23 protein-coding genes are annotated in these 24,490 nt (G+C 63.6%); 10 read left to right on the top strand and 13 right to left on the bottom strand.

The window, feature by feature from the left end:
- The first annotated feature begins 24 nt into the window (after positions 1-24).
- Together E0L29_RS06135 and E0L29_RS06130 are read left to right on the top strand one after the other, a co-directional pair.
- Positions 25-537, top strand: a complete 513-nt coding sequence (locus tag E0L29_RS06135; protein ID WP_131356347.1) for a helix-hairpin-helix domain-containing protein — start codon at positions 25-27, stop codon at positions 535-537.
- On the top strand, positions 534-1,391 hold the full coding sequence (locus E0L29_RS06130; protein WP_131356344.1) for a hypothetical protein: 858 nt from the start codon (positions 534-536) through the stop codon (positions 1,389-1,391). Before E0L29_RS06135 ends, E0L29_RS06130 begins: the two co-directional genes overlap by 4 nt.
- A 1-nt stretch (position 1,392) precedes the next feature.
- On the opposite strand, the gene E0L29_RS06125 is transcribed toward E0L29_RS06130, so the two are convergent.
- From E0L29_RS06125 to E0L29_RS06110, 4 genes are read right to left on the bottom strand one after another with little or no spacing between them, the layout of a single operon-like run.
- Complete coding sequence (locus tag E0L29_RS06125; protein ID WP_131356340.1) at positions 1,393-2,415, bottom strand: aspartate-semialdehyde dehydrogenase; 1,023 nt, start codon at positions 2,413-2,415, stop codon at positions 1,393-1,395.
- Positions 2,412-3,476 carry a tRNA dihydrouridine synthase DusB gene (gene dusB / locus E0L29_RS06120; RefSeq protein WP_131356337.1) on the bottom strand — a complete coding sequence of 355 codons (1,065 nt, stop codon included), beginning with the start codon at positions 3,474-3,476 and terminating at the stop codon, positions 2,412-2,414. The genes E0L29_RS06125 and dusB overlap by 4 nt, the downstream gene beginning before the upstream one ends.
- A 4-nt stretch (positions 3,477-3,480) precedes the next feature.
- A complete protein-coding gene (gene recA, locus E0L29_RS06115; RefSeq protein ID WP_131356334.1) occupies positions 3,481-4,524 on the bottom strand; it encodes a recombinase RecA in 1,044 nt (347 codons plus the stop codon).
- Positions 4,525-4,563: 39 nt separating this feature from the next.
- The gene (locus tag E0L29_RS06110) at positions 4,564-5,547 is read right to left on the bottom strand and encodes an NAD-dependent epimerase/dehydratase family protein (RefSeq protein ID WP_131356331.1); all 984 of its coding nucleotides are present in this window, start codon (positions 5,545-5,547) and stop codon (positions 4,564-4,566) included.
- 132 nt (positions 5,548-5,679) lie between these two features.
- On the opposite strand from E0L29_RS06110, the gene E0L29_RS06105 reads away from it, so the two are divergent.
- Both E0L29_RS06105 and tig read left to right on the top strand, forming a co-directional pair.
- A complete protein-coding gene (locus E0L29_RS06105) occupies positions 5,680-6,939 on the top strand; it encodes a pitrilysin family protein (RefSeq protein ID WP_131356328.1) in 1,260 nt (419 codons plus the stop codon).
- An 84-nt stretch (positions 6,940-7,023) separates the two neighbouring features.
- Positions 7,024-8,304, top strand: a complete 1,281-nt coding sequence (gene tig, locus E0L29_RS06100; RefSeq protein ID WP_131356324.1) for a trigger factor — start codon at positions 7,024-7,026, stop codon at positions 8,302-8,304.
- Positions 8,305-8,401: 97 nt separating this feature from the next.
- Here the strand turns inward: tig and E0L29_RS06095 are convergent, their stop codons facing one another.
- Positions 8,402-8,770 (bottom strand): holo-[acyl-carrier-protein] synthase, encoded by a 369-nt coding sequence (locus tag E0L29_RS06095; RefSeq protein ID WP_131356320.1) that lies wholly within the window; start codon positions 8,768-8,770, stop codon positions 8,402-8,404.
- 8 nt (positions 8,771-8,778) lie between these two features.
- Entirely contained in the window at positions 8,779-9,657 is an 879-nt protein-coding gene (gene nadC / locus E0L29_RS06090; RefSeq protein ID WP_131356316.1) for a carboxylating nicotinate-nucleotide diphosphorylase, read from the bottom strand.
- A gap of 185 nt (positions 9,658-9,842) precedes the next feature.
- Here nadC and folB point away from each other — a divergent pair, with 185 nt between their 5' ends.
- Positions 9,843-10,220, top strand: a complete 378-nt coding sequence (gene folB / locus E0L29_RS06085) for a dihydroneopterin aldolase (protein WP_131356312.1) — start codon at positions 9,843-9,845, stop codon at positions 10,218-10,220.
- An 11-nt stretch (positions 10,221-10,231) separates the two neighbouring features.
- On the top strand, positions 10,232-10,735 hold the full coding sequence (folK, locus tag E0L29_RS06080; RefSeq protein ID WP_347564588.1) for a 2-amino-4-hydroxy-6-hydroxymethyldihydropteridine diphosphokinase: 504 nt from the start codon (positions 10,232-10,234) through the stop codon (positions 10,733-10,735).
- A 97-nt stretch (positions 10,736-10,832) separates the two neighbouring features.
- Here folK and E0L29_RS06075 read toward each other — a convergent pair whose 3' ends face one another.
- The 5 genes from E0L29_RS06075 to E0L29_RS06055 form a co-directional block, all read right to left on the bottom strand.
- Positions 10,833-11,987, bottom strand: a complete 1,155-nt coding sequence (locus E0L29_RS06075) for an ArsA family ATPase (RefSeq protein ID WP_131356306.1) — start codon at positions 11,985-11,987, stop codon at positions 10,833-10,835.
- A 68-nt stretch (positions 11,988-12,055) separates the two neighbouring features.
- On the bottom strand, positions 12,056-13,633 hold the full coding sequence (locus E0L29_RS06070; RefSeq protein ID WP_131356303.1) for a hypothetical protein: 1,578 nt from the start codon (positions 13,631-13,633) through the stop codon (positions 12,056-12,058).
- A 238-nt stretch (positions 13,634-13,871) separates the two neighbouring features.
- A complete protein-coding gene (locus tag E0L29_RS06065; RefSeq protein ID WP_131356300.1) occupies positions 13,872-14,114 on the bottom strand; it encodes a bacteriochlorophyll c-binding family protein in 243 nt (80 codons plus the stop codon).
- Positions 14,115-14,233: 119 nt separating this feature from the next.
- The gene (locus E0L29_RS06060; protein WP_131356297.1) at positions 14,234-14,653 is read right to left on the bottom strand and encodes a chlorosome protein C; all 420 of its coding nucleotides are present in this window, start codon (positions 14,651-14,653) and stop codon (positions 14,234-14,236) included.
- A gap of 86 nt (positions 14,654-14,739) precedes the next feature.
- Positions 14,740-15,960 carry a TRC40/GET3/ArsA family transport-energizing ATPase gene (locus E0L29_RS06055; RefSeq protein ID WP_131356293.1) on the bottom strand — a complete coding sequence of 407 codons (1,221 nt, stop codon included), beginning with the start codon at positions 15,958-15,960 and terminating at the stop codon, positions 14,740-14,742.
- Between the two features lie 205 nt (positions 15,961-16,165).
- Here E0L29_RS06055 and E0L29_RS06050 point away from each other — a divergent pair, with 205 nt between their 5' ends.
- The 3 genes from E0L29_RS06050 to holA all read left to right on the top strand — a co-directional run bounded on the left by E0L29_RS06050 (position 16,166) and on the right by holA (position 18,708).
- Entirely contained in the window at positions 16,166-16,957 is a 792-nt protein-coding gene (locus E0L29_RS06050; protein WP_131356290.1) for a dihydroorotate dehydrogenase electron transfer subunit, read from the top strand.
- 151 nt (positions 16,958-17,108) lie between these two features.
- Positions 17,109-17,600, top strand: coding sequence for a single-stranded DNA-binding protein (locus E0L29_RS06045; RefSeq protein WP_131356288.1), 492 nt, complete (start codon positions 17,109-17,111; stop codon positions 17,598-17,600).
- Between the two features lie 67 nt (positions 17,601-17,667).
- Positions 17,668-18,708, top strand: coding sequence for a DNA polymerase III subunit delta (gene holA, locus E0L29_RS06040; protein ID WP_131356285.1), 1,041 nt, complete (start codon positions 17,668-17,670; stop codon positions 18,706-18,708).
- A 16-nt stretch (positions 18,709-18,724) separates the two neighbouring features.
- Here the strand turns inward: holA and E0L29_RS06035 are convergent, their stop codons facing one another.
- Together E0L29_RS06035 and E0L29_RS06030 are read right to left on the bottom strand one after the other, a co-directional pair.
- Positions 18,725-21,451 (bottom strand): autotransporter outer membrane beta-barrel domain-containing protein, encoded by a 2,727-nt coding sequence (locus E0L29_RS06035; protein ID WP_131356282.1) that lies wholly within the window; start codon positions 21,449-21,451, stop codon positions 18,725-18,727.
- A gap of 455 nt (positions 21,452-21,906) precedes the next feature.
- Entirely contained in the window at positions 21,907-22,899 is a 993-nt protein-coding gene (locus tag E0L29_RS06030; RefSeq protein ID WP_131356279.1) for an NAD-dependent epimerase/dehydratase family protein, read from the bottom strand.
- 202 nt (positions 22,900-23,101) lie between these two features.
- Between E0L29_RS06030 and E0L29_RS06025 the strand changes: the two genes are divergently transcribed.
- Complete coding sequence (locus E0L29_RS06025) at positions 23,102-24,304, top strand: aminotransferase class I/II-fold pyridoxal phosphate-dependent enzyme (protein WP_131356276.1); 1,203 nt, start codon at positions 23,102-23,104, stop codon at positions 24,302-24,304.
- Positions 24,305-24,490 lie beyond the last annotated feature (186 nt).

The following is a 24,490-nucleotide window of genomic DNA, read 5'->3' as shown; positions in this document are numbered from 1 at the left end:
TGGAACAGACCAACCCCCGCCGGCATGCACGTTGTTGACAAACTATCGGAAAAACTCAGCCTGACCAGGGCGGAAGTCCTCATGGTATCCACCCTGCTCGCGTTCCTCGTGCTCGGCGGCGTCCTCCGCCAGATGCACGCCGTGGAGCTCGAAAGCGACGCCCGGCAGCGGGCCGAAAGCGCAGTTTTCAGCGATGCGGAGGCCGACAGCCTGCTCAAGCTCGCCCTGCTGGAAGAGGGCCGCGTGGAGGAAGCCGTACGGGAGAGCATGGCCCTCGAAAAGGATGCCGGCGGCTTCGTCAAAACGGCGCGGAGAAGTGCGAAAAAACCCTTCACCGGAACCGTTCCGTTCCGGAGCGCCACCTTCGAGGAACTGCAGCAGATCCCGGGCGTCGGCCCGGTCATGGCAAGGCGGCTTATCGACTTCAGGGAGAAGCATGGAGGAAGCGTCGACTCCTATGAGAAGCTTCTCGAAGTGAAAGGCATAGGAACGAAGAAACTCGAAATCCTCAAAAAGCACCTGATACTCGAACAATGAGCAGAAGCATGGTGGCCTGCGCGGTAGACGCCCTCGAAAGCAGCGTCGTGCGGCTCAAGACGAGCGGCGGTGACGGCTTCATCCTCAGCGGGTGCCGCACCGTTCCGGCCGGGTTCAGGGAGCTCACCTCGCCGAAGGGACAGCGGACGCTGAAGCGCCTTGCGGCGCATGCCGCCAAATGGGCTGGCGAACCCCTCGCCCTCACCGTCGCTTACGACACCTACCATCCGCTTCCGGCTCTCTTCCCTGCCGGGGCGACAGCCGAAGAGTGCGCGGGCTGCAGCCGGCTCGAGGCGTCCTACTTCCTCAGCGAACCGGACCGCTACCGCTGCGACATCCTCCCGTTCACGACAGAGGCGGAGGAGGGGGCGCACGAGCGGAAGCTGCTCGTGTTCTGGCCGGAAGCCGCGCGAGGAAGCATTGCCCGGGCCTTCGAGGAGCGGCATGGCCTCAGCCTGGAGAGCACTCCCGTGAAAACGGCGGTCGGCATGTCGAAGTTGAGTGCGGAGCCTACGGTGCTGCTCGAGCTCGAGAGCGGCCACCTGCTGCTGCTCGTGGCCAGTGGCGGCGCCGTCGAACATTTCTCGCACCGCCAGGTGCGGAACCGTGACGAAAGCCGCTATTTCGCCCTGCGGGAGCTGAGCGAAGCCGGTCTTCCGGCCGGCACGCCGGTGCAGCTGAGGGGAGAGCTTGCCGACCGGGCGATGCGGGAGCTGATCAAGCACGAAAGCGGCTTCGAACCCACCGCCCAGGCGCTGCCGCCGACCATCTCCGTCAGCGGCATGTCGAAGAGCGTCGCCTCCTCACCCTCCGCCCTCGTCGCCATCATGACGGCGATCCAGGCGCTCGGCTGACTCAGGGTTTTCCCGCCAGCACCACCTCGGCGATCTGCACGGCGTTGGTGGCCGCGCCCTTGCGGAGATTGTCGGCGACGATCCAGAGGTTGAGCGTGTTGGGGTGCCAGTAGTCGGGCCGGATACGTCCGACGAACACCTCGTCCTTCTCATACGAGGTCAGCGGCATGGGGTAGACGCGCGCGGAAGGATCGTCCTGCAGGACGATGCCGGGCGAGCCTGCGAGCAGCGCCTTGACCTCCCCGATATCGAACCCTTTTTCCAGCTCGATGTTCAGCGACTCGCCGTGGCCGCCGTAGACCGGGATGCGCACGGTGGTCGGCGAAACGCTGAGCGACGGGTCGCCCATGATCTTGCGCGTCTCGTTGACCATCTTCATCTCCTCCTTCGTATAGCCGTTGTCGGTGAAGACGTCGATCTGCGGAACGGCATTGAAGGCGATCTGGTGGAAGTGCGTGAACTCCTCCTGCCTCTCGCCGGCCAGCTCGCTCTCGAGCGCGTCGCGGCCGGCCTTGCCCTTGCCGGTGACCGACTGGTAGGTGGAAACGATCACGCGGCGCAGGCCGTAGCGCTCCATCAGCGGCTTGAGGACGACGACCATCTGGATGGTCGAGCAGTTGGGGTTGGCGATGATCTTCTCCGCCGTGCCGTCGAGCCGGAAGATCGCCTCCGGGTTCACCTCCGGGACGACGAGCGGAACCCCCTCCTCCATCCTGTAGGCCGACGAGTTGTCGATGACGACGGCGCCCTCGGCCGCCGCCACCGGCGCCCACTCGCGGCTCGCCGAGGCGCCGGCAGAGAAGAGCGCGATATCGACCCCGCGGAAGGCCTCGGCGGAAGGTTCGCGGATCACGAACTCCCTGCCCTGGAAGGTGACCGTCTGGCCGGCGCTGCGCCGTGAGGCGAGCGGGACGATCTCGGTTGCAGGGAAGTTACGCTCTTCGAGGACCTGCAGCATGGTGCGGCCGACGAGGCCGGTCGCGCCGAGGATGGCGACACGGCAGGGTTTCTGGGAACTGCTCATATGGTTTTGTTCGATGCTTTGTAGTTCAACACAAGTTTATCGGAATGGTCGTTGAGGTACTCCGCGTGCTCGCGGATCCTCCCCTCCCGTTCATAGCCTTCGCACTCCAGGCGGTAGTCGAGAAGGATGGAGCGGACCACGCGCCAGTCCTCTTCGCGCACCAGCTTGTTGCGCACCACCGACACCTTCGGCAGCCCTTTCAGGTAGGTCGCGTAGTGGCGGCGCATCTCGAGCGAGCCGTACTTCTCCCCCTTGAACGCCACCGAAAGCTCGAGATGCTCGACGGCCGCCCCGATGCGCTCCCGGAACCCCGGGGGCGGAGGAGGCGTGCCGGTCCGCAGGAGATGCTTCGTCGCATTGAAGATGAAGGGGTTGCCGATCGAGCCCCGCCCGATCATGATGCCGTCGGCTCCGGTTTCCTCAAACATCCTCACGCCGTCTTCCGGGCTCCACACATCACCGTTGGCGATGAGCGGGATGCGGGCATGGCGCTTTGCCTCGGCGATCCAACCCCAGTCCGCCTTCCCCTTGTACATGTCGCTGCGGGTCCTGCCGTGCAGGGCGAGCGCGCGGATGCCGGCGTCCTCCAGGCGGCGGAGCACATCGAGGATGTTGATGGAGTCGTGGTCCCAGCCGATCCGGGTCTTTGCCGTCACCGGCAGCCGGACCGCCTTCACCACCGCCTCGGCGATGGCAGCCATCTTTTCGGGCTCCCTGAGAAGCGCGGCGCCGGCGCCCTTGCCGGCGACCTTCTTCGTCGGACAGCCGAAATTGATGTCGAGGTAGTCGGGCTCGAACCCTTCGGCGATCACGGCCGCCTCGACCATCGACTCCACCGTGCTGCCGAAGATCTGCACCGCCAGCGGCCGCTCGACCTCGTCCGCCTTGAGCTTGCGCATGGTCTTCTCGATACCCCGGCGCAGGGCCTCGGCGCTGACGAACTCCGTATAGACGATGTCGGCCCCGTGACGCTTGCAGAGCTGGCGGAACGCCCGGTCGGTCACGTCCTCCATGGGGGCGAGGATGACCGGGCGGTCGATGTCGAGGGCGCCGATCTTCATTGCTTCAGGGCTGCAGGGCTTCGGGGTTGCCGAGCATGAGGTCGCGGACCTGCGACTGGACTTTCGCGAACAGCTCGGCATCTTCGCGCAGCGCCTTCTTGACGGCCTCGCGTCCCTGGCCGAGCTTGTCGGAGCCGTAGCTGAACCACGATCCGGCCTTCTTGACCACGCCGAACTCCACGGCCAGGTCGATCAGCTCGCCCATGACCGAAACACCCTCGCCGTAGAGGATGTCGAACTCGGCGATGCGGAAGGGAGGGGCGACCTTGTTCTTGACGACCTTCACGCGGGTGCGGTTGCCGATGATCTCGTCGCCGTCCTTCAGCTGTGCGATCTTGCGGATGTCGAGCCGGACCGAGGAGTAGAACTTGAGCGCCTTTCCGCCGGTGGTGGTTTCGGGGCTGCCGTACATGACGCCGATCTTGTCGCGCAGCTGGTTGATGAAGATGCAGACGCTGCTCGACTTGGAGATGGCGCCGGTGAGCTTCCGCAGGGCCTGGCTCATGAGCCGGGCCTGGAGGCCGACGACGCTGTCACCCATCTCGCCCTCGAGCTCGGCCTGCGGCACGAGCGCGGCCACGGAGTCGACGACGACGACGTCGACCGCTCCGCTGCGAACAAGGGTCTCGACGATGGAGAGCGCCTGCTCGCCCGACTCGGGCTGGCTGATGAGGAGCGCGTTGATGTCCACGCCGAGCTTGCGGGCGTAGGTGGGATCGAAAGCGTGCTCGGCGTCGACGATGGCGGCGATGCCTCCGGCCTTCTGGGCCTCGGCGATGACGTGCAGCGCGAGGGTGGTCTTGCCGGAGGATTCCGGGCCGTAGATCTCGGTCACCCGGCCTCTCGGCAGGCCGCCGACGCCGAGGGCGAAATCGAGCGTCATCGAACCGGTCGAGATTGCCTGGACCTGTATGATGGAGTCGTCTCCGAGGCGCATGATGGCACCCTTTCCGAACTGCTTTTCAAGGGCGTCGACAGCGAGGTTCAGCTGCTTGAGTTTTGCCGGGTCGATGCCTGCGGCGGCCGCTGCGGGTTTGGGTGTATCCATGGTACGTATGGGGTAAAGGTGGAGAAAAACCGGCCCTTCTCAGGTTACTGCGCCTAGAAGAGTCTCTTCAAGCGGCCGGTAGGTGACCTGAAGCTCCTCCGTTGATTTCGTATTGCTGTACGAGGCCATGCGCGCGGCAAGGCGGATGGCCTCCATGCTGATGAACGAGGGGCGGCCCGTCATGAGCGAGTAGAGCTCTCCGCCGACGCCCGCCATGAGCCCGAGAACACGCGGAATAGGAACCGGGCGGCGCGTCCTGGCGCCCCGGAGGGTGCCGATACGCCCGAACAGCTCCCCGAAAGCGAGGTTGTGTCCCACCACAAGGTAGCGCTCGCCGCTTTTGCCGCGCTGCCATGCGGCCACCAGGGCCTCGGCCACGTCGCGGACGTCGACGAACCCGGTGCCGCCCGCCGGGTGCAGGGGAATGCGCCCTTCGTAGATGAGGCGGAGCACCTCGTTCGACGAGCTCCGCGAGCAGGGGTTCCCGCCGTCGCGGCCGATGACGACGCCCGGGCTCACCATAAGGGCCTCGAGGCCTTCGGCCGCGCCGCGCAGCACCTCGAGCTCGGCCAGGTGCTTCGATTCCATGTAGCCGTTCCGGTGCTGCCAGTCCTGGAACTGGGCCGACTCCGTCACCGGCGAGCCGTCCGCGCTCGCCCCCGCAGCGGCGATCGAACTGACGGCGACGAGGCGCCGGACTCCCGCCTTGAGGCAGGCGTCGACGACGTGCCGGGTGCCGAGAACGTTCACCCTGTAGAGATCCCCCCGGGAGCGCTTCGTGTAGGAGATGAGCCCCGCCGAGTGGAAAACCGTGTCGATCCCCGTAAACGCCTCCTCGAGGCTCGCCTGGTCCAGGATGTCGCCGCGAACGACCTCCGCTTCGAAACCGGCTGCATCAAGGCAGCCGGAACCGTTCCGCGCCACCACCCGCACGCCCGTTACTCCCTTCGAGTCGAGCGAGCGGAGGAGCTGCGAACCGATATAGCCGGTCGCCCCGGTAATGGCAATGGACGGAGTCGTCATGAAACGGGCTTGATTGTTCGGCCCTCCGGGAAACGGGGGCGCTCCGATGGAGCTTCTGCTGTTTTTTAACATAAGAATAAAAAGTACATTGCTCTCAATTCCAATGCAGAGCACCCGAAATTTTTCCCTTTGATGCACCATCCACCCGAACCGGAGCACGCGGCGGTCCGTGAGGAACGGCTCTCGTGCGGCCTGCGGGTCGTCACCGACCGGGTTCCCTCGGTTGAGAGCGTGACGCTCGGCATCCTCGTCGAAGCCGGATCGCGCGACGATCCCGAAGACGCCGCGGGGCTCGCCCACTTCATCGAGCACGCCATTTTCAAGGGCACCGGCCGGCGCAGCTATCTCGACATCGCCCGCGATATCGAGCGCAACGGGGGCTATCTCGACGCCTGGACCACCAAGGAGCACACCTGCATCTACGTGCGCTGCCTCAGCCGCCACATGGAGGCCGCCTTCGAACTGCTCTCGGACCTCGTCACCGACCCCGTCTTCCCCGCCGGAGAGATCGAGAAGGAAAAGGAGGTGGTGCTCGAAGAGATCGCAAGCATCGAAGACACGCCCGAGGAGATGGTCTTCGACGAGTTCGACCTCCGCTCCTTCCCCCGCCACCCCCTCGGCCGCCCGATCCTCGGCACGGAGGAGAGCGTGGAGGGGCTGACAGAGGGGCACCTCACGGCCTTCATGCGGGAGCACTACCGCCCCTCGAAGATGATCCTCACCGCGACGGGCGACGTGCGCCACGACCTCATCATGCGCCTCGCCGAACGCTTCCTCGCCAGGACGGAAGAGGTACCCCCGACAGCGCAGCGCATCCCGTTCCGCACAGAAGACTACCGGCCGTTCCGGAAGACGCTGAAGAAAAGGATCTCGCAGTCGCAGATCGTCCTCGGCACCGCCGTCCCCCGCAACGACGAACTCTTCTACGCCGCGATGGCCTTGAACTCCATGCTCGGAGGGGGAATGAGCTCGCTCGTCAACCTCGAGCTTCGAGAGAAGCGGGGCCTTGCCTACACCGCCTACTCGAGCGTTTCGTTCTACGACGACCTCACCACGCTGAACATCTATACCGGCACCGACGCGACGAAAATCGGAACCGCGCTCGAGCTCATCGAAAAGCTCCTCCGGGGACCGGCCCTCACGGACCCCGACCCGCTGGAGGTCGAGACCGCCAGGAACAAACTGCTCGGCTCGCACATCATGGGCATGGAGAAGATGACGCGCAGGATGTCGCAGGTGGCCACCGACATCTCCTACTTCGGCCGCTACCTGACGCCGGAGGAGAAAACGGCCGCAATCGAAGCCGTCACGCCGGAAGCGGTCGCCCGCGCCGCCCGTGCCCTTGTCCAGGAGGCACCCCTCTCCACGCTCATCTACCGCCCCTCCCGCTAGGCTCCGGCTGTTTTGATTCCCTGCTTATAATTCGTATCTTTTGGACTTTGATTTTTGACCCTTACCAACAAACCACACAGAGCCTTGCAAAAGAATATCAAGAACATCAGCGACACCGAGCAGGAGCTCGAGCTCATCTTCTCCGCCGACGAATTCGCCGGCGACTACGAACAGGAATTCGAAGAGGCCAAGAAGAGCGTGCAGCTCAAGGGCTTCCGCAAGGGCCACGCCCCCGCAAGCCTCATCAAGAAGCTCGCCGGTCCCTCGATCGAAGCCTCGATCGCCGAGAAGCTCGCCTCGAAGCATTTCGGGGAGGTCGTCGAAGCCGACAAGATCAAGACCGCCAGCCGCGCAGGCATCATAGACTTCACCTTCACCCCCGAGCAGCTCACCGTCCGCCTCGGCTACGAAGTGCACCCCGAGTTCGAACTGAAGGACTTCAGCGGATACGAGTTCACCCGCTCGGTCTACACCGTTGACGACGCGGCCGTCCAGAAGGAGATCGACCTGATCCTCAAGGGCCACGGCACCATGGTGAGCGTGGACGGAGAGGCGAATGCCACCGACACCGTCATCGGCGACGTCGTGAGGCTCACCGAAACCGGCGAGGAAGAGGAAGAGAGGACCGAGAACCACCACTTCAACCTCGAGTACCTCCCCGAGGACAACCCGTTCCGCAAGGGCCTCGAAGGCAGGAAGGCCGGCGACGTGGTCGAAATCGAAGCTCCCGGACAGAACGAAGGCGACGCAGCGCAGCGCTTCCGCGTCACCGTCGGCGAGATCAAGCAGATGGAGCTTCCCGAGCTCACCGACGAGCTTGTCAAGGAGATCACCGGAGGACGCTTCGAGAACGAGAAGGATTTCCGCGCAGATGTCAAGATCCAGCTCGACGAGCACTTCCAGAACAAGTCCGAAGAGGACCTGCTCGAAGCCATCTCTTCGAAGCTGATCGACGAGAACCCGGTTCCGACCCCGAAGGCGATGGTCGCCTCGTTCGCCAACATGCTCGTCGAGAATGCCAAGCGCCAGATGGGCGGCAGCTTCCCGAAAGCCTTCGATACCGACCAGTTCAGGACGGCCATGGCCCCCAACGCCGAGCGCCACGCCCGCTGGCTCATCATCAGCCAGAAGATCGCCGAGATAAACAACCTCGAAGTCGACGAAGCCGCCATCAGGGAGTATGCCGAGAAGGAAGCGGCAAAGAACACCGCCATGGACGCCGAGGAGCTCATGAAGACCTACATGTCTGCGGAGTTCCGCGACTACGTGACCGACACCATCACCAAGGAGAAGGTCTACGAGGCCATCAAATCGAAGGTGAAGATCCAGGACGAAGCGACCCCGGTTCCCGAGCACAGGGGCTGAGGCCGGAACGGACACACCGGACACGAACGAAGGCGGGACCCGAAAGAGTCCCGCCTTTTTTCATGTAAAGACGCCAGGAAAAACGGATCGACGGCGTTCAGCCGCCAGAAGAGCAGTCGAGGACTGCGGTCGCCACTGCGGCGTGCCGGTCGTGGGCGATGGAGATTTTCAGCGAGCACCCTTCAGCGAGCACCCCCTCGGAAGGGATGACGACCGGGCGGCCGGCGGGATCATTGAGGACCTCGAAGCTCTTCCAGCCGACGGTCGCCGTAATGCCGGTTCCGAGGGCCTTCACCACGGCCTCCTTCGCCGCGAACCGCCCCGCGATGCTGGCGACGGGGGAGGGCTTTCTGAGGCAGAGCTCGATTTCGCGCTCCGTCATGATCCGCTCGAGGAACTTCCGGCCGTACCGCCCGTAAGCTTTTTCGATGCGTTCGAGCTCGACGATGTCTACACCTATCTCCATTTGGCCCCTCAGTCGAGCGTGATGGTCATGGAGAGATCGAGCGCGCGCACGCTGTGCGTCAGCTCGCCGACCGAGATGAAATCGACCCCCGTTTCGGCGACCGCCTTGACGGTATGCAGGCTCATGTTGCCGGAGGCCTCGAGCTCGACGGAAGCCGAGATCGAGCGCACGTACTCGACCGCCTCCCGCAGGAGGTCGAGGGTGAAGTTGTCGAGCAGGATGATGTCCGGCCGGCAGGCGAGCGCCGCGGAGAGTTCGTCGAGCGAGCGGACCTCGACCTCGATTCTGATATCGAGGGCGTGCTTCTCGCGGTACATCCTGGCCCGGTTGAGGGCGGGGCCCACCCCGCCGGCAGCGTCGATGTGGTTGTCCTTGATGAGGATCAGATCGAACAGCCCGAACCGGTGGTTCCGCCCGCCGCCGATGCGCACCGCCTCCTTGTCGAAGTAGCGCAGCCCCGGAGCGGTCTTGCGCGTATCGAGAATCCGGGTGTCGGTATGGGAAATGAGATCGACGAATGCCCGCGTTTTCGTGGCGATGCCCGACATGCGCTGCATGAAGTTCAGGGCCGTGCGCTCGCCGAGCAGGATCGGGGCGAGCAGGCCTTTCACCTCCATGACCCGCTCTCCATTCGCGACCCGCTCGCCGTCCTGGCGGTGCATGGCAAGCGAGAGCGACGGATTGCAGGCCGCGAAGACCTGCGCGGCGACGTCGAGGCCGGCCAGGATGCCGTCCTCCTTGGCCGTCACCACCGCATGGCCCTCCTGGGCGGGATCGATCGTCGCCATGGTGGTGACGTCGCCCGTATAGCGGTCTTCCTCAAGCGCGAGCATCACCGCCCTCGAGCGGCAGCCCTCGTAAAAATCGTGGCAGTCCCGGTTCTTCATTCTCCGTCCGTGCTTGAAAGTCGTTGGTAAAACCTCTTGAACCCTTAAAGTAACACTTTTTCGCGTCCCTGCTCCGGCCTAAAAAACCGACGGCGTGGTTTTGTCGTTTTCGATTTTGAATTCAGCCGATTCTGAGCAACATTGTCAAGTACACAACCGCGCCACACAACCAGTTCCACAGTCCCATGGCACACCTCTCGCGCTCCTCGGTCAGGCTTTCCAACATGGTCTTCTACGCCCATCACGGGGTAATGCAGGAGGAGCACCGGATCGGGGCCAAGTACGAGGTCGACGCCGAGCTCGTCTTCGACTTCACACGGGCGGCGGAGAACGACGACATCTCGAACACGGTGGATTACGGTGCGGTCTACGGCCGGATCCGCAGGGCGCTGACCGAGAAGAAGTACTTCCTCATCGAAGCGGTCGCCTGGGAGATCGCCCGGGACCTGCTCGGAGACTTCCCGATCGTCTCGGAGGTCGGGGTGCGGGTGCGCAAGCGCAACCCGCCGGTCGACGGCATCTGCGACTATGCCGAAGCCGACTGCACCATGCAGCAGCGCTGACCGCGATGGAGATGGTGAAGGCATACATCGGCACAGGCTCGAACGTCGGGGACCGTTTCGGGAACCTCCAGGAGGCGCTCCTGCGCCTCGCAGCCCTTCCCGGAACACGCGTGCTCGAGGCCTCGCCTGTCTACATGACCGAACCGGTCGGCGAGGAGGAGCAGGAGCGTTTCTTCAACGGCGTGGTGCTCATCGAAACCACCCTTGAGGCCGAAGAGCTGCGGCGCCGGACGAAAGCGATCGAGCAGGAGCTGGGCCGGCCGGAACGCTACCGGCGCTGGAGCCCGAGGGTCATCGACCTCGACATCCTGCTCTATGGAGATCGGGTGATCGAGAGCGGAACGCTCCACGTCCCCCACCCCGAACTCCACCGTCGCAAGTTCGTGCTGGTTCCGCTGCTCGACATCGCCGACCCCGTGCACCCCTCCCTCCAAAAGACCATGCTGGAGCTCCTCCCCCGCTCCGCCGACCCCTCCGTGCCCGTCAGGCTGAAACAGCGCCTCCGTCTCCCCTGACCCCCCAAACACGGCGGGCCGCCCGTCCAGAGGCAGCCCGCATGCAGTTCATCTCCCTCTCCTCCGCCGATGGACGGCAAGGAGCCGGGTCCCTCCGTCAGTTCGCGAAGGTGATGTTGAGGTTTCCGGCCTCGAAATCCGCACCTTCCGTCTTGCGTCCGACCAGCACGTTCGGCAGGATGATGCTCTTGCGGAAGTTGTTGATATCGACGAGCAGCTCGTCACCCTTGATGTTGACGTTGAGCTTCTGCACCTCGACGTTCGGCAGATAGAGGCTGAGCACGTACTTGCCGTCGATCTTCTCGAGGGTCTGGGTGCGGTCGTTGGTATAGAGCACGTCGGCGGGGTTCTTGTCGCCGAAGATCTCCTTGCTGAGATCGTAGAGGCGGTCGGGGTTGATGACCTCGGCCGTGGCCTGCTTGGCGCGGAAGATCGGGAGCGGGAAGAAGCAGTTCTCGATGACGCGCAGGTACTTCTGCTGAATGTCGATGAGGCTCTGCAGGTAGTTGTCGCCGGACTTGTCGGGAAGGATCTTGTTGACGACGGCGGCATCGAGCTTGTAGCCGAAGAGGTTCAGGTAGGTCTGCACGCGCAGCGCCTCCTTGATGACCATGTTCTCGGGGTTCAGCACAACGCGGAAGGTGGTGATGCTCTTGTCCTGCAGCATGCCGTGGAGCTCCTTCATGTGCTCGTTCACCTCCGGCATGAGCTTGAAGATGTTCTTCTTCGGCATGAACTTCGTCAGTAGCGGCGCGGCGAATCCGATCGCCTTCGAGTGCCAGCCTCCGATCTTGTCGGAGTACCAGCCGTAGGACTCGGGCATGCCGAGCAGACGCATGGTTTCGCCGGTAGGGGCGGCGTCGACGACGACAGCGTCGTACTTGCCGGATTTGGCGGCCTTCCAGATATAGCGGAGGCTGATCATCTCCTCCATGCCCGGCACGATGGCCAGCTCCTCAGCAACGACCTCGTTGGCGCCGTCGTGCATGAGGATCGAAGAGAAGTAGGAGTAGAGTTCACTCCAGTTTTCGCGGATCTCGGCCAGCACGTTGACCTCCATGGCGAAGAGGTTCTTTTCGACCTCGACAGGGCTCGTGCCGAGCTCGACACCGAGCGCGTCGGCAAGGCTGTGGGCCACGTCGGTGCTCATGATCAGCACCCTGCCGCCGCGGCGTGCGATCGCCGTGGCCGTTGATGCCGAGACCGTGGTCTTGCCGACCCCGCCCTTACCCAGATACAGAATAATTCTCATGTTGCTAAACGAAACGATTGAGGAGAGTTGACCTTTATTGAACTACACTCTGGCGGACCCGTGCCGCCTCATGAATCCTGCGTTGCGGGGCCTTCCGGCGCCTTCTTCACAGGGTCCGACTCTATGGTCCCGTAGAACCCGCCGTCCTTCTTTTCGGGCGTCTTTTCACCGAGCGCCGCAGCCAGCACGTCGTCGGAAAGAAGCGGCTGCTCTTCGGCGTCTGCGCTCTTCACCGCAATCTTCCTGCGGACCGGCGCGGGGGCCTCGCTCGCAGGCTCTGCCTCCGATGCGGGTGCCGCCAGAGCGTCGCCCTCGGCCTCGGTGATCTTTATTTTCCTGCGGTGCACTTCGCCGTTCCCGCTGGCGGCGGGGCTCTCCTCGGCAGGCCTGTCCATGTCCATCATATCCTTGACGAGCGCCGGAACATCTTCATCCCCCATCTGGATCTTGATCTTCTTGCGTCCGGCGGGAGGTGCGTCGTTTGCAGGCGGCGGCGGGGGGAAATCGTCATCCTTGAAGTCGAAGCTGTTTGCGGCACCGGCCGAAGCGTCGTCCTTGACGGAGATCTTCTTGCGGCGGACGCTGCGGTCGTCGTCGTCATCGAACCCTCTTCCGGCCTGCGAACCTTCCTGCTGGCGGGCGGGAGCCTTGCGGGAACCGCCGATGCCGGACATCTGTATCATCTTGCCGATGGAGCCGAGCACGCCGTCGTTGCGCACGGCGGTCTTGATGGCTGTCATGACGAACTGCTCGGCATGCGGGTTGCCGGCGATGTTCGAAACCAGTTCGTTGACCGCCGTCAGCACCGTGGCCACGTCGCCCGGCACATGCTGGAGGTCTTTCATCACCTGGTCGCGGAGCTTGAAGGGAGCCTCGCCGACGAGGTCCTTGATCGAACCGGCGATCCGCTTCAGCGAGGCCGGGTCGGTCGGAAGCATACTCTCGAGCCCGCCCATGGGGCCGGCCGGCTGACCTGCGCCCTGCGGCCTGCCCTGAGGCTGCTGCTGAGGGGCCTGCTGGCCCGACATGCCTTCCCCGGGAGGATAGCCGATCGAAGCCTTGTACTGCTCAAGGAGATCCTGACCGTAGCCGATGGAGCTGTCCTGCTGCGGGGCGGGAGGAGCGTCGAGCGCCACGTGGAACTGCCGGGGGATGCAGACGCTCCGGCCGGCGTCGAGCACGCGGTGGGCGACGGCGTCGGGAACGGCCTTGCGGTAGCCCGTTCCGAGCTTCTCCTCGATAACCGATTCGATGAGGGTGTGCATGCGGGTGATCAGCTCGGCCTCATGGATCTCGACCATGTCGAAGATCACGTAGACCGGCTCCTTGTCCTCGCGGCGGATCTTGAGGTTGAGGGTTGCGAACGCGCTGTCCTTGTTGCGGCTGTTGACCGTGAGGGTACTGAGGTCGAAACGGTCGAGATAATCTTTCGTGGCGCCGCGGGCCCAGAGATAGACCGCACGGTCGGAATATACCAGGTAGTCCTGGAAGGCGATGTTGCCTACCCGCTCCTGGTGTGATTCATAGAACACGCCGTCGAAGAAAGCGATGGGCTGCTCACCCTCGCCGAGCATGTGCTTCTGGAAGAATTCCGTGACATCGGCTACTTCCGTCTGTCCGGAGACATATAAAGAGATATTGGCCATTTACCGGTTTCCGATCGTGTTACACGGTTATCCGTCAAGTCTGCATTGAAACCTTTAAAATAGAAAAACTAATGGAAATTACCGAAAGGGCTCCAGGGGAGGAAAAGCGCTTCGAGGGCAGGAGGAAGGAAGTCGGAGCAGCGGAGCGCGGAGAGGATGGCGGGAAAGCGCGGAGAGGACAAAAAAAAGGCAGTATCAGGCTTGCGCCTGCACTGCCCTCGAAAGAAGCAACGGGTGCTTACTTTGCGAACTTCGACTCGACAGCCTTGGAAGGCACGGCGTAGCCGGCAACCTCAGGCGAAGAACCGCGGAGGCTTGCACCGCCGCCCATGCTGCCATAAGCGTTGCGGTTGATCCTCATGGTACCTTTGCCGAGAGAATCGAACAGCATGCCGACAGTTTCCCAGTGCCCTTCAACCATGACCTCAAAGATGCGGCCGGCTGCGGCAAGGATATCAGTAAATACTCCTCCACCAGTCATAATTCCTCCTTGGAATTTTATTATTGGAAAATAACCTACTTAACAGAATATGAATTCTTTGAATCAATTTAAACCAATCGACCAAAAAATACAAAAAGATTTTCAGCGGCGCCGAAACCTTACTTCTTGCCGGCCGACTTCTGGACCGAACCGGTAAAGCTCTTGACTGCTTCGGACGCGCTGACGCCGGCATCGCCAATAGCCTTGGCTGCGTTGTCGGTCACGTTCTCGACGTTCTTGACGGCATCATTGTAGAGATCTCCTGCGGAACGGGAGACGTCCTTGACGGTGATGGCGACACGGTCGATGGTCTCGCCGACGACTCCGCCGGTGCGGCCGAGCAGGCTGCCGATGCCGGTGGCATCGAGCAGGGAGCCGACGGTGCCGGTCACGGTTTCGACGACGGTACCTGCGAGCTCAAGGCCGCCGACTACCGCGCTCTGGCCGGTGAGCAGCGTGCTCTCGGCAAGAAAAGTGAGACGGTCGGTGAACTCAAGATCCTTGAAATCCTTGCGGAGTTTCTGGTAGGACTCTGACATATCTTCCTCCTGTTAAACGATTGTGGTTTATGGTCGTATGACAAAAACTACGAAAAATTACCGCCTGAGGCAAACGCCCCTGCCGTTCAGGCCTTGCTGCTGTACTCCTTGTCCGTCTGGTGGCGTCCCTGGCGGTTGAGATCGAAGGGAATGTGCAGCCACTTGTCCCTGAAGACCGCGTCGCCGGGCTCGAGGCCGGTGAGGCTGATCGGAAGGGTGATGACCTTGCGCTGGCTTCCGATCTGCACATAGAGCTCGTCGCCGGTCACCCAGACGTCGATATCCCCGGGGTTGGCGAACATGAGCTTCAGCTGCACCTCGTACAGGTCGCCGTTGCGAACGAACTTGATCGGCGGCTCGTCGTACATGAGGTCCGAAGGGTCGGTATCGCCGTACATGTCGGCGGCGAACTGCTCGAGAGCCTTCAGCCCGACGATCTCCTGCTCGTACATGCGGAGCTTGGCCACGGGAAGCGGGGAGAAGCCTTCCTCGATCTCGCCGAGGTATTTCTGCTGGATCGCCTTCCAGTTCTCGAGGTAGCCGCTGTCCTCGTTGGTGTCGAGGAGGCGGTTGACGAGCACCATGTCGACCCTGAATCCGTAGAGGTTCAGGTAGGTAAGCGCGCGCATGGTCTCCTTGATCGACATCTTCTCGGCGTTCATGACGAGACGGACCGTCGATTTCTGGTTATTGGTGAGGATCTCGCGGATGTCCTCGAGCTCGTCGAAGACCTGGTCGACCGATTCGATGGCGTCTTCCGGCGGAATGTAGTAGGCGATGCGGTCCGACATCTTCGAGAGCGGCTTGCTGAGCGGCCGGACAATGTATTTGTTGACGTTCTTGACGGCCTTCATACCCCATGAGAGGGTGTCGGGCAGGGAGAGGAGGCGGAGGGTCTCGCCGGTCGGCGCGGTGTCGAGCACCAGCGCGTCGTAGAGGCCGGAGGACTTGTAGCGCTTGATGCGCAGGAGCGAGAAGAGCTCTTCCATGCCGGGAAGGATCGTCATCTCGTCTGCCATGACCCCGGAGACGCCCTGGGCCATGAAGATCCTGGTATAGTACTTCTGTACGGCCTGCCAGTTCTCCTTGAGGTCGACATACGGGTTCACCTCGATCGCGTGGAGGTTCTCCTTGATCTTGGTCGGCTCGGAGCCGAGCGGCAGATTGAAGGAGTCGGAGAGGCTGTGTGCCGGGTCCGTTGAGAGCACGAGGGTACGGTAGCCAAGTTCCGAGAGCCGGACCGCGGTTGCCGCCGAGACGCTGGTCTTGCCGACGCCGCCCTTACCCGTAAATGTTAGAATGCGCATGAACCGGACTTTGGAATTGAATAGAATGAAAAGCGAAAGATTGAAAGATATAACTCTCAAGGGACTCTGCAAAAGATATGGCGAAGATACTCCCCCCTGCCGGATCGCTTGCAAATGTTGCCGTCCCTGCATTAATTACCATTCCGATCGAGCGGCTCCGGGTGCGGATGCCGCTTACCGACAGCAACCGAAACCCCTCCCCGACATGCAGCGAGAGAGCACCATCACCGATACCCGGGCCACCCTCACCGACACCCGGCGGATCAGCCGCGACGTCAGCATCATCACCCTCCGCTGTCCCGAAGTCGCCGAAGCGGCCGAGCCCGGCAACTTCGTCAACGTGAGGGTCAGCGACACCACCCAGCCGCTCCTGCGCCGCCCGTTCTCGATCCATGACGCCGAAGGCGACGAGATCCGGCTCATGGTCAAGGAGATCGGCAAGGGCACGGAGATCTTCTGCGGGTGCCGGCCCGGCACCGAGCTTTCGATTCTCGGCCCCCTGGGCAACCGCTTCAGCGTGGAGGCCGACGACTACGACACCGCCCTGCTCGTCTCGGGCGGCATCGGCACCGCCCCGATGAAGCTGCTCGAGCGCCGGCTGAGGGCGAAAGGAAAAACGATCGTCAACCTGATCGGAGGGCGCACGAAAACCGACCTCCTCCAGGATGGGCTCAGCGACTGCCGGCTCGCCACCGACGACGGGTCGGAAGGACTGCACGCCACGGTGCTCGCACTCCTGGCGCAGGAGCTGCCGGCCCTTTGCGCGGCCGGGCGGCCGAGGGTGTTCGCCTGCGGCCCCACCCCGATGCTGAAGGCGGTTGCGGCGTTCTCCCGGGAGCAAAAGATCCCCTCGGAGGTCTCGCTGGAATCGGTGATGGGCTGCGGCTTCGGCATCTGCTACGGCTGCAGCGTGGAGGTCGCCGCGCCCGAGGGAGGCACAAAAACCGTCCTGCTCTGCCGGGAGGGCCCGGTGATCGACGGCGGCAGGATGGTTTAGGAGCCGGAAGGAAGGCGCCCCCTGCAGTAAATTTACCGCAGGACTATGTTATCGCGCCGGAGACTCGTATACTACCCTATTATAATAAGGCCCATCCGCGCCCGGCGAAGAAGGGCCCGGCAACAGATCGCTAACCTGAAGACACAGACCAATGGCAAGAGGACTCAATAAGGTAATGCTCATCGGCAACCTCGGAGGAGACCCGGAGCTCCGCACCATCCCCTCGGGACAGACCGTCGCGAACTTCACGCTCGCCACCACCGAAACCTTCAAGGACAGCGGCGGCAACCCGCAGGAACGGACCGAATGGCACCGCATCGTGGCATGGGGTCGGCTCGCCGAGATCTGCGGCCAGTACCTCAAGAAAGGCCGCCAGGTCTACGTCGAGGGACGCATCCAGACGCGCAGCTGGGACGACCAGAAGACCGGCGAGAAGAAGTACGCGACCGACATCGTCATCACCGACATGCAGATGCTCGGAAACATGCGCCAGGAGGGCGGCGGATACGGCGAGGGCGGACAGCAGGGCGGCTACTCCGCTCCGGCAGCCCAGCAGCCGCGCCAGGACTCGCCCGCCACGCCTCCCCCCGCAGCCCCTTCGGCTCCGATGATGGAAAACGACAAGGACGACCTGCCGTTCTAACCAAGCCACAACCCGCCAGCCGCACCGGGGCGCCCACGGGGGCGCCCGGCGGCGTGCAACCCCAGTGATGGAAACTCTCAAGAAGAACATCCTTGCCGGCAGGCTCGAGCCGGTCTATTTTTTCCACGGACCGGAGAGCTACCTCAAGGAGGAGTTCAGTGCGCTCATCCGCAGCGCGGCCTTTCCCGACGAGAACGAAGCGGCGGCCAACACCCATATCGTCTACGGAGCTGAAACCACCCCCGGCGAGCTCGTCGCCCGTGCCTCGGAGTACCCGATGTTCACCCCCCGCCAGCTCATCATCGTGCGGCAGTTCGACAAGCTGAAGAAGCCGGCGGGCAAGGAGCAGCAGAAACAGCACACGGAGAAGTTCGCGGCCTACATGAAGAACCCGGCCGAGTTCACCATCCTCATCCTCGACGCCGAGCAGCTCGACCGGAAGGATATCGAAAAACCGCCCTACGCCGCCCTGAAAGCCTTCCGGCACGACTTCCCGCTCATCAAAACCCCGGACCTCTTCGCCGCGAACCGCGCGCGCGAGGCGGGCTGGGAGTTCGACCCGGAAGCGCTGAAGGCCTTCACCGCCTACATCCAGCCCTCGTCGCGCGAGATCTGCCAGGAGATCGAGAAGCTGACCACCTACGCCTCGTCGCGCGAGGGCGAGCGGCGCATCACCGCCTCGGACGTCTACGAGTGCGTGGGGATCTCGAAGACCTACAACGTCTTCGAGCTGGAAAAGGCGGTGGCCTCGAGGAACCTCCGGCTCTCGAGCGGCATCTCGCTAATGATCATGGAGCGCGAAGGACAGAAGGAGGGTCTCATGAACATCGTGCGCTACCTCACCACCTTCTTCATGCGGCTCTGGAAGGTCTCCCAGCCGGAAGTGCGGGCGATGCCGCAAGGAGAGATCGCAAAGGCGCTCGGCATGTACGGCAAGCAGGAGTACTTCGTGCGCAACTACCTCTCCTATGCAGGCGCCTTCTCAGCACCGCAGACCGAGCGCGCCATCGCGGCCCTGAAAGAGACCGACGCCGCCATGAAGGGACTCTCCAGCTACCCCGACGAAAAGTACCTGCTGCTCTGCCTCATGCAGCGGATCCTCGGCTGAACGCCCCCCTATCCCTTCAGAACGGCACCCTCACCCCCGCCCCGACCGAAAGCGTACGGCTCCCGCCTGAGCCGCCGGACCCTTCCGCACCCGCACTCACCCAGTAGACCGGATCGAGCGCCCCGCCCGAGCGGTTTCCGAGGGTGAGGTTCGCTCCCCAGAGAAGCTCATCCCCCTCGGTCATGAGCGTGACGCCGGAGGCCGGGTAGCGGACGCTGTTCTCCGGAGAGCCATCCCACCGCGCCGTCCCCTCCATTACGAGATACCAGCCCGGGCAGTCGGTGTTCACGGCAAGGCCGAGCCCGAAGAGCCCCTCCGCGCCGTTCCCGTCCGGGATCTCGAGCGGCCCCGTAGAGGCCGGGCTGAGTCCGAATCCGTCCATATGACGCCAGATCCCCTGCACCCTCGAGGTGAGGGCGACGCCCCGGCCGAGCCCGAACTGCGCCGCAGCCTCGAGGGAGCCGAGGCTCCCCTCCGTCGAATACCCCTCCTTCGGATCGTCCTCGTAGCGCACCTCGCCCTCGCTGAGAACGCCTCCGAACGAAGCCTCGAGCCGCCATGCGCCCGGACGCACGAGGAACGCGTAGAGGCCTCCGGCGTAGAAGGTGCCCTCGAGACCACCGGCAGCCCGTCCGTCGGCAGCGGTGAGGGTGCCGCTCTGGGTGCCGGTGCCGCCAAACACGCCTGCACCCCATGAGGAACGCCCGCCATGGCCGTGCCATGCGTCCCAGCCGAGTTCGACGAACCGCATACTGCCGTCGGTGACGCTCCCGGCATCGCCCTCGAGCACCGTGCGGAGCGACGAATGCCCCGCCCTGGCCCAGCCGCCCCCGAACTCCGGCATCACACCAGCGGCTCCGCCGTAGGCATGCCGCTCGGGAAAGCGCGGCACCAGCTCTTCGAGGGGTTCGGCGACGAACGCCATCACGGCCTGCGCGGCATAAGCCTCGTCGTGCAGGCCGCCGACCCCGTAGTACCAGTCCGTGCCGGATGCGGCGTCCTGCACCACCGATACCCCCGCGACGTAGGGGCCGTAGTCGGTCGCATCAACGACGGAAAAGGCCTCTTCAGCCACGACGGCGTCGGTATGGACGAGGAGCGAAGGCTCCGCCGAGGCGAGCTCCGTCACCGTCGGCAGCACGCTGAGCAGAAGAACGGTGGAGTCGGTGACGGAGCCCGAGAGGATAAGGGTGTCGGAGCTCCCGGCGCCGATATCGAGCCCGACCGAACCGCCGCCCGCATAGCTCCCCGCCACCGTGAGGGAACCGCCGGCGCGTCCGTCGCGCAGGTCGACGAGCCCCTTGTTGGAAAGGCTCCCTGAAACCCGGTCGCCGCCGCCAGCCGAACCGGGCCGGAGCACGGCGCCCTCGAGCACCGAGAGCTCGCCGGAAAAGGAGCCGAGCGCACCCATCGAAAGCGAGGAGCCGGAACCGACGTCGAGATGCTCCCACCCCGTCATGGCGCTCGAGTACGCGCCGCTCCAGCTGCTGAACACCAGCCGGTCGTCCCCCGTCCCGCCCTCCAGCGCCCCCACGCCGGAGATGTCGGCCGTGCCGCTGAGGGTGAGGGAGTCGTCGCCGTCGCCGAGATAGACGCCGCCGGTGAGCACCGCGCCGCTGGCGAGCACCACCGTATCCGTGCGGGACTCGGTGTTGTCGGTGAATCCGCCCTTGCCGTCGAACATGCCGGAGCGGATGGCGTATGCGGACGAGCCTGTTGCGGTGAGGGTGCCGGTCACGTAGAGGTTCATCTCGTTCCAAGCCATGACAGCGGCGGAGGCGCCGGAGGAGGCGGCCGTAATGGTGCCAGAAATGCGCAGCGGGTCGGAAGAGGATGCTCCGTGGATGGCGCTCTCGAAGCAGTAGAGGCCGGCCGCGTCAGACCCGGAAGCCGTGGCAGAGAGCGTGCCTGTCACCGCCCCAGTGAGGGAGACGGCGCTTTTCGCCCTGATCGCGTAGGCGCCATCACCATCCAGAGTGGTTGCCGTAATCGTACCGGAAATGTCGCCTCCGACCGCGAGACTGCCCTCCACCTTCAGACCGCAGGCATCGTAGCTACCCGCCGTGGCCGAGATCGTCCCGCCAAGATCTCCCGACACCGTAAGACCACTAGCCGAATAGATTCCCCTGGCGCCATAGGTTCCGGTGGTCGCCGCAAGATTCCCGGTAACGCTGCCATCGATTCGCGCAGCCGTCGCCGAATACAGCGCCGAGGCGCCTCGACTCCCGGCATTTACGGCAATAGTGGCGGAAACATCTCCCTTCACGAACAGAGCGGAATCTGAGCGCACGCCGTAAACATACTGGGAGTCCCCGCTCGCATGAAACTCTCCGGCCAGATCGCCACGTATTGTCAGGTCGTCTTTGCCCCGCACCACTGAAACGTTGGACGAGGCAGATGTCTCAAAGTAGCCTGACGATGGCAGAGAAATCGTCGCGGGCGACTGCCACATGAAAAGAGCGCTATTGTAGCCCGTCTCACCGACCACCCGGACGCCCGATGCAGGAATCACAAACGCCACGTCATGAGCAAGTTCCGGCAATTTGCTCGACACCGTCACCGTGGACGCTGCAAACGTTATCACGTTGCTGGCATCACCTGAATCGTTCACCTTCGTGATAGCGTCACGAAGCGTCCCGTCACCGGTGTCTGCCGACGAGGTCACGGTAAACTCCCCCGCGGCAAGTTCGTCCGGGAAACACATGGAAAGAAAGAGCAGCAGCCGAAGGAACCGCCTGTTCATACGCACTCCCTTTTTTAGGGTGGCGATGCCCAGGGGGCGGTCCGGAGGGAACCGCCCCGCTCGGGAGGCACCGAAAAACCTCTGGCCGGCAATCGCATGCCGGCGGGCGCCTGACGGACGAAAAAGACTAGGGTCCCCCGAAGCACCCGAGGGTGAGGGAACGGGACGCGGAACGGTACCGCCGCACGCGGCAGAAACGTTTTGCTAAATGGTCAGGCGTTCTTAATCGGGCATTGCGGCCCGTCGTGAAGGAATGAGGGACTGGAGAGCGCCGGCCCGGCCGGCACCCCTACACGCCGAAGCATTCACGAGGCGCCCCCTGCCGTACTATCGAAGCAGGATCGGCCCGATGCTTGCCAGCGCATTCGCAGCACTACGAAGTAGTGCTTGTGGGTAAATATATGGAATTGTAGCGTAAACGCCCAAACCACGGAGCAAAGCGCGAATGTAGGAACCTACAGCAACCCCTCGCGTTTCGCCCATGCGACGGTGGAGGCCACCCCCTCCGCAGGAGAGATCCCGCTGATGAAGCCGAGCTCTTCCAGCGCCCGCCTGGGGGAGGATACCCAGTAGTCCTGGAGCAGTTCGACCGCCTTGTCGCGGTTGAGGATGGAGGCTTTGCCGAGGAGGGACGCGGCGCCGCCGACAGCGGTGCCGAGCAGCATGACGAGAGGGGCGGGAAGCGAGAGTCGCAGGACACGCCGGAACCCGAGGGCCGGGCGAGCGGCGTCGACGACGTCGTCCCACGACCAGGGCGAAGAGGAGGTGATGTTGTAGGTGCGGCCTGCCGCGGCGTCGGAGCGGGCGGCGAGCACGATGCCGCGAACGAGGTCGTCGACGTGGATCATGCTGAAGCGCTGGCGCCGTGCGTTGCCGGCGGTGACGAGCACGCCCTTCGCGAGCATCTGGAAGACCTGCAGCACGTCGCGGTCGCCGGGCCCGTAGACGGCCGGTGGCCTCACGATCGTGAGGGACACGTCGCCCGAAAAGGCGAGTGCGGCCTCTTCACCGCGGAGCTTGCTGCGGCCGTAGGCGCTGACCGGATGCGGCGCGTCCGACTCCCGCACCCCCTCCAGGCCTTCGCTCGCGGGACCGGCGGCGGCAAGCGACGAGACGAGCACGAACCGCTTGAGGCCGGGGTTGTGGCGGCGGACGGCCTCGAGGAGGGTTCGGACGGGCAGGACGTTGCCCGCGTCGAAAGCGGTCTCGTCTTTGGCTTTCGTCACGCCGGCGAGGTGGATGATGCGGTCGACCCCCTCGACGGCACGGCCGAGCGCCTCGGGATCACTGAAGCCGGCACGCACCGCCAGGACGCCTTCGGGCATCGGGCGATCGGGGCTTTCGGGGCGGAGCAGTACCCGTACCCGCTCCCCCCGGAGCGAGGGGTGCCGGAGCATCCGTCGGCCGATGAAGCCGGTGGAGCCGGAGATGAGTATCGTTTCAGCCATACGCGTTCAAGGTGTTCGGAGCCCGTAAAAAAACAGGGCTCGGCAATATCAGAAAAAACAAAAATTTTAATACATTTCGGTTTCTGGGCATCTTACCCCCAAAGCGAAACCCGGTCACCGAAAGAAACAGAAAAAGCGACGGCCGGGAAAACGAGAAATTCCAGCGCTGCATCTCTTGCAGCGGAAGCAAATCTACACTACTGTGGAGAAACCGAAAGATCTTTTCAAGAAATGCTTTGACTTCACCCTTGCCGATGCGATCAAGGAGCAGGGCATATATCCGTTCTTCCACCCCATCGACGAAAACGAAGGTCCGGTCGTCTCCTTCGAGGGCCGCAAGGTCGTCATGGCCGGTTCGAACAACTACCTCGGCCTGACCTCCGACCCCCGCGTCAAGGAAGCCTCCATCGCAGCCATAAAGAAGTACGGCACCAGCTGCAGCGGCTCGCGCTACATGACCGGCACCGTCACGCTCCATATCGAACTCGAGGAACAGCTCGCGGACTTCTTCGAAAAGGAGCGCTGCCTGCTCTTCAGCACCGGCTACCAGACCGGCCAGGGCATCGTCCCCACCCTCGCGCAGCGCGGCGAGTACATCGTCTCCGACCGCGACAACCACGCCAGCCTCGTCGCCGCATCCATCATGGCGCAGGGCGCAGGGGCCAACCTCGTCCGCTACAACCACAACAACATGGATGACCTCGAGCGGGTCCTCCAGAAGATCCCGGATACTGCAGGCCGCCTGATCATCTCCGACGGTGTCTTCTCCGTCTCCGGAGAGATCGTCGACCTTCCGCGCCTTGTTGAGCTCGCCAAGAAGTACAACGCCCGCATCGTCATCGACGACGCCCACGCCGTCGGTGTGATAGGCAAAGGCGGCAGGGGCACCCCGTCCGAGTTCGACCTGGTCGACGAGGTGGATCTCATCATGGGCACCTTCTCGAAGACCTTCGGTTCGCTCGGTGGCTACGTCGTCGGCGAGGACAAGGTGATCGACTACATCAAGCACAACGCCTCATCGCTCATCTTCAGCGCCTCACCGACCCCGGCAAGCGTCGCGGCGGTGCTCACCACGCTGAAAATCATCCGTGAGGAACCCCAGCTCGGCGAGCGCCTCGTCGCCAACACCGACTACGTCCGCCAGGGCCTCCTGAAGGCGGGCTTCACCCTCATGCCCTCCCGCACGGCCATCGTCACCGTCCTCATCGCCGACCAGATGAAGACCCTCCACTTCTGGAAGCGGCTCTTCGAAGCGGGTGTGTACGTCAACGCCTTCATCCGCCCCGGCGTCATGCCCGGCCACGAGGCGCTGCGCACGAGCTTCATGGCCACGCACGAGAAGGAACACCTCGACAAGGTCATCACGGAGTTCTGCACCATCGGCAAGGAGCTCGGCGTGATCTGACGGCAGGAGCATCCGGAAGTCCTCCCCGGCCCCCCCACACCATCGAATCAGGAACCCCCGCGAAGCCGGGGGTTTTCCTTTTTCCGCCCGAACCCGCTCCCGACTACTGCGTAACTTGCTTTTTTCAAAAAACTTTGTATACCTTTAACTATCTACCCGCATGATGTGATGGCGAACGAGTACGAC

Origin of the sequence: Chlorobium sp. N1 (genome assembly GCF_004332115.1) — a bacterium.
In the GTDB taxonomy this organism is placed as follows: domain Bacteria; phylum Bacteroidota; class Chlorobiia; order Chlorobiales; family Chlorobiaceae; genus Chlorobium.
The sequence above is the reverse complement of the archived record's forward strand: the minus strand, read 5'-3'. Positions and strand labels throughout refer to the sequence as shown.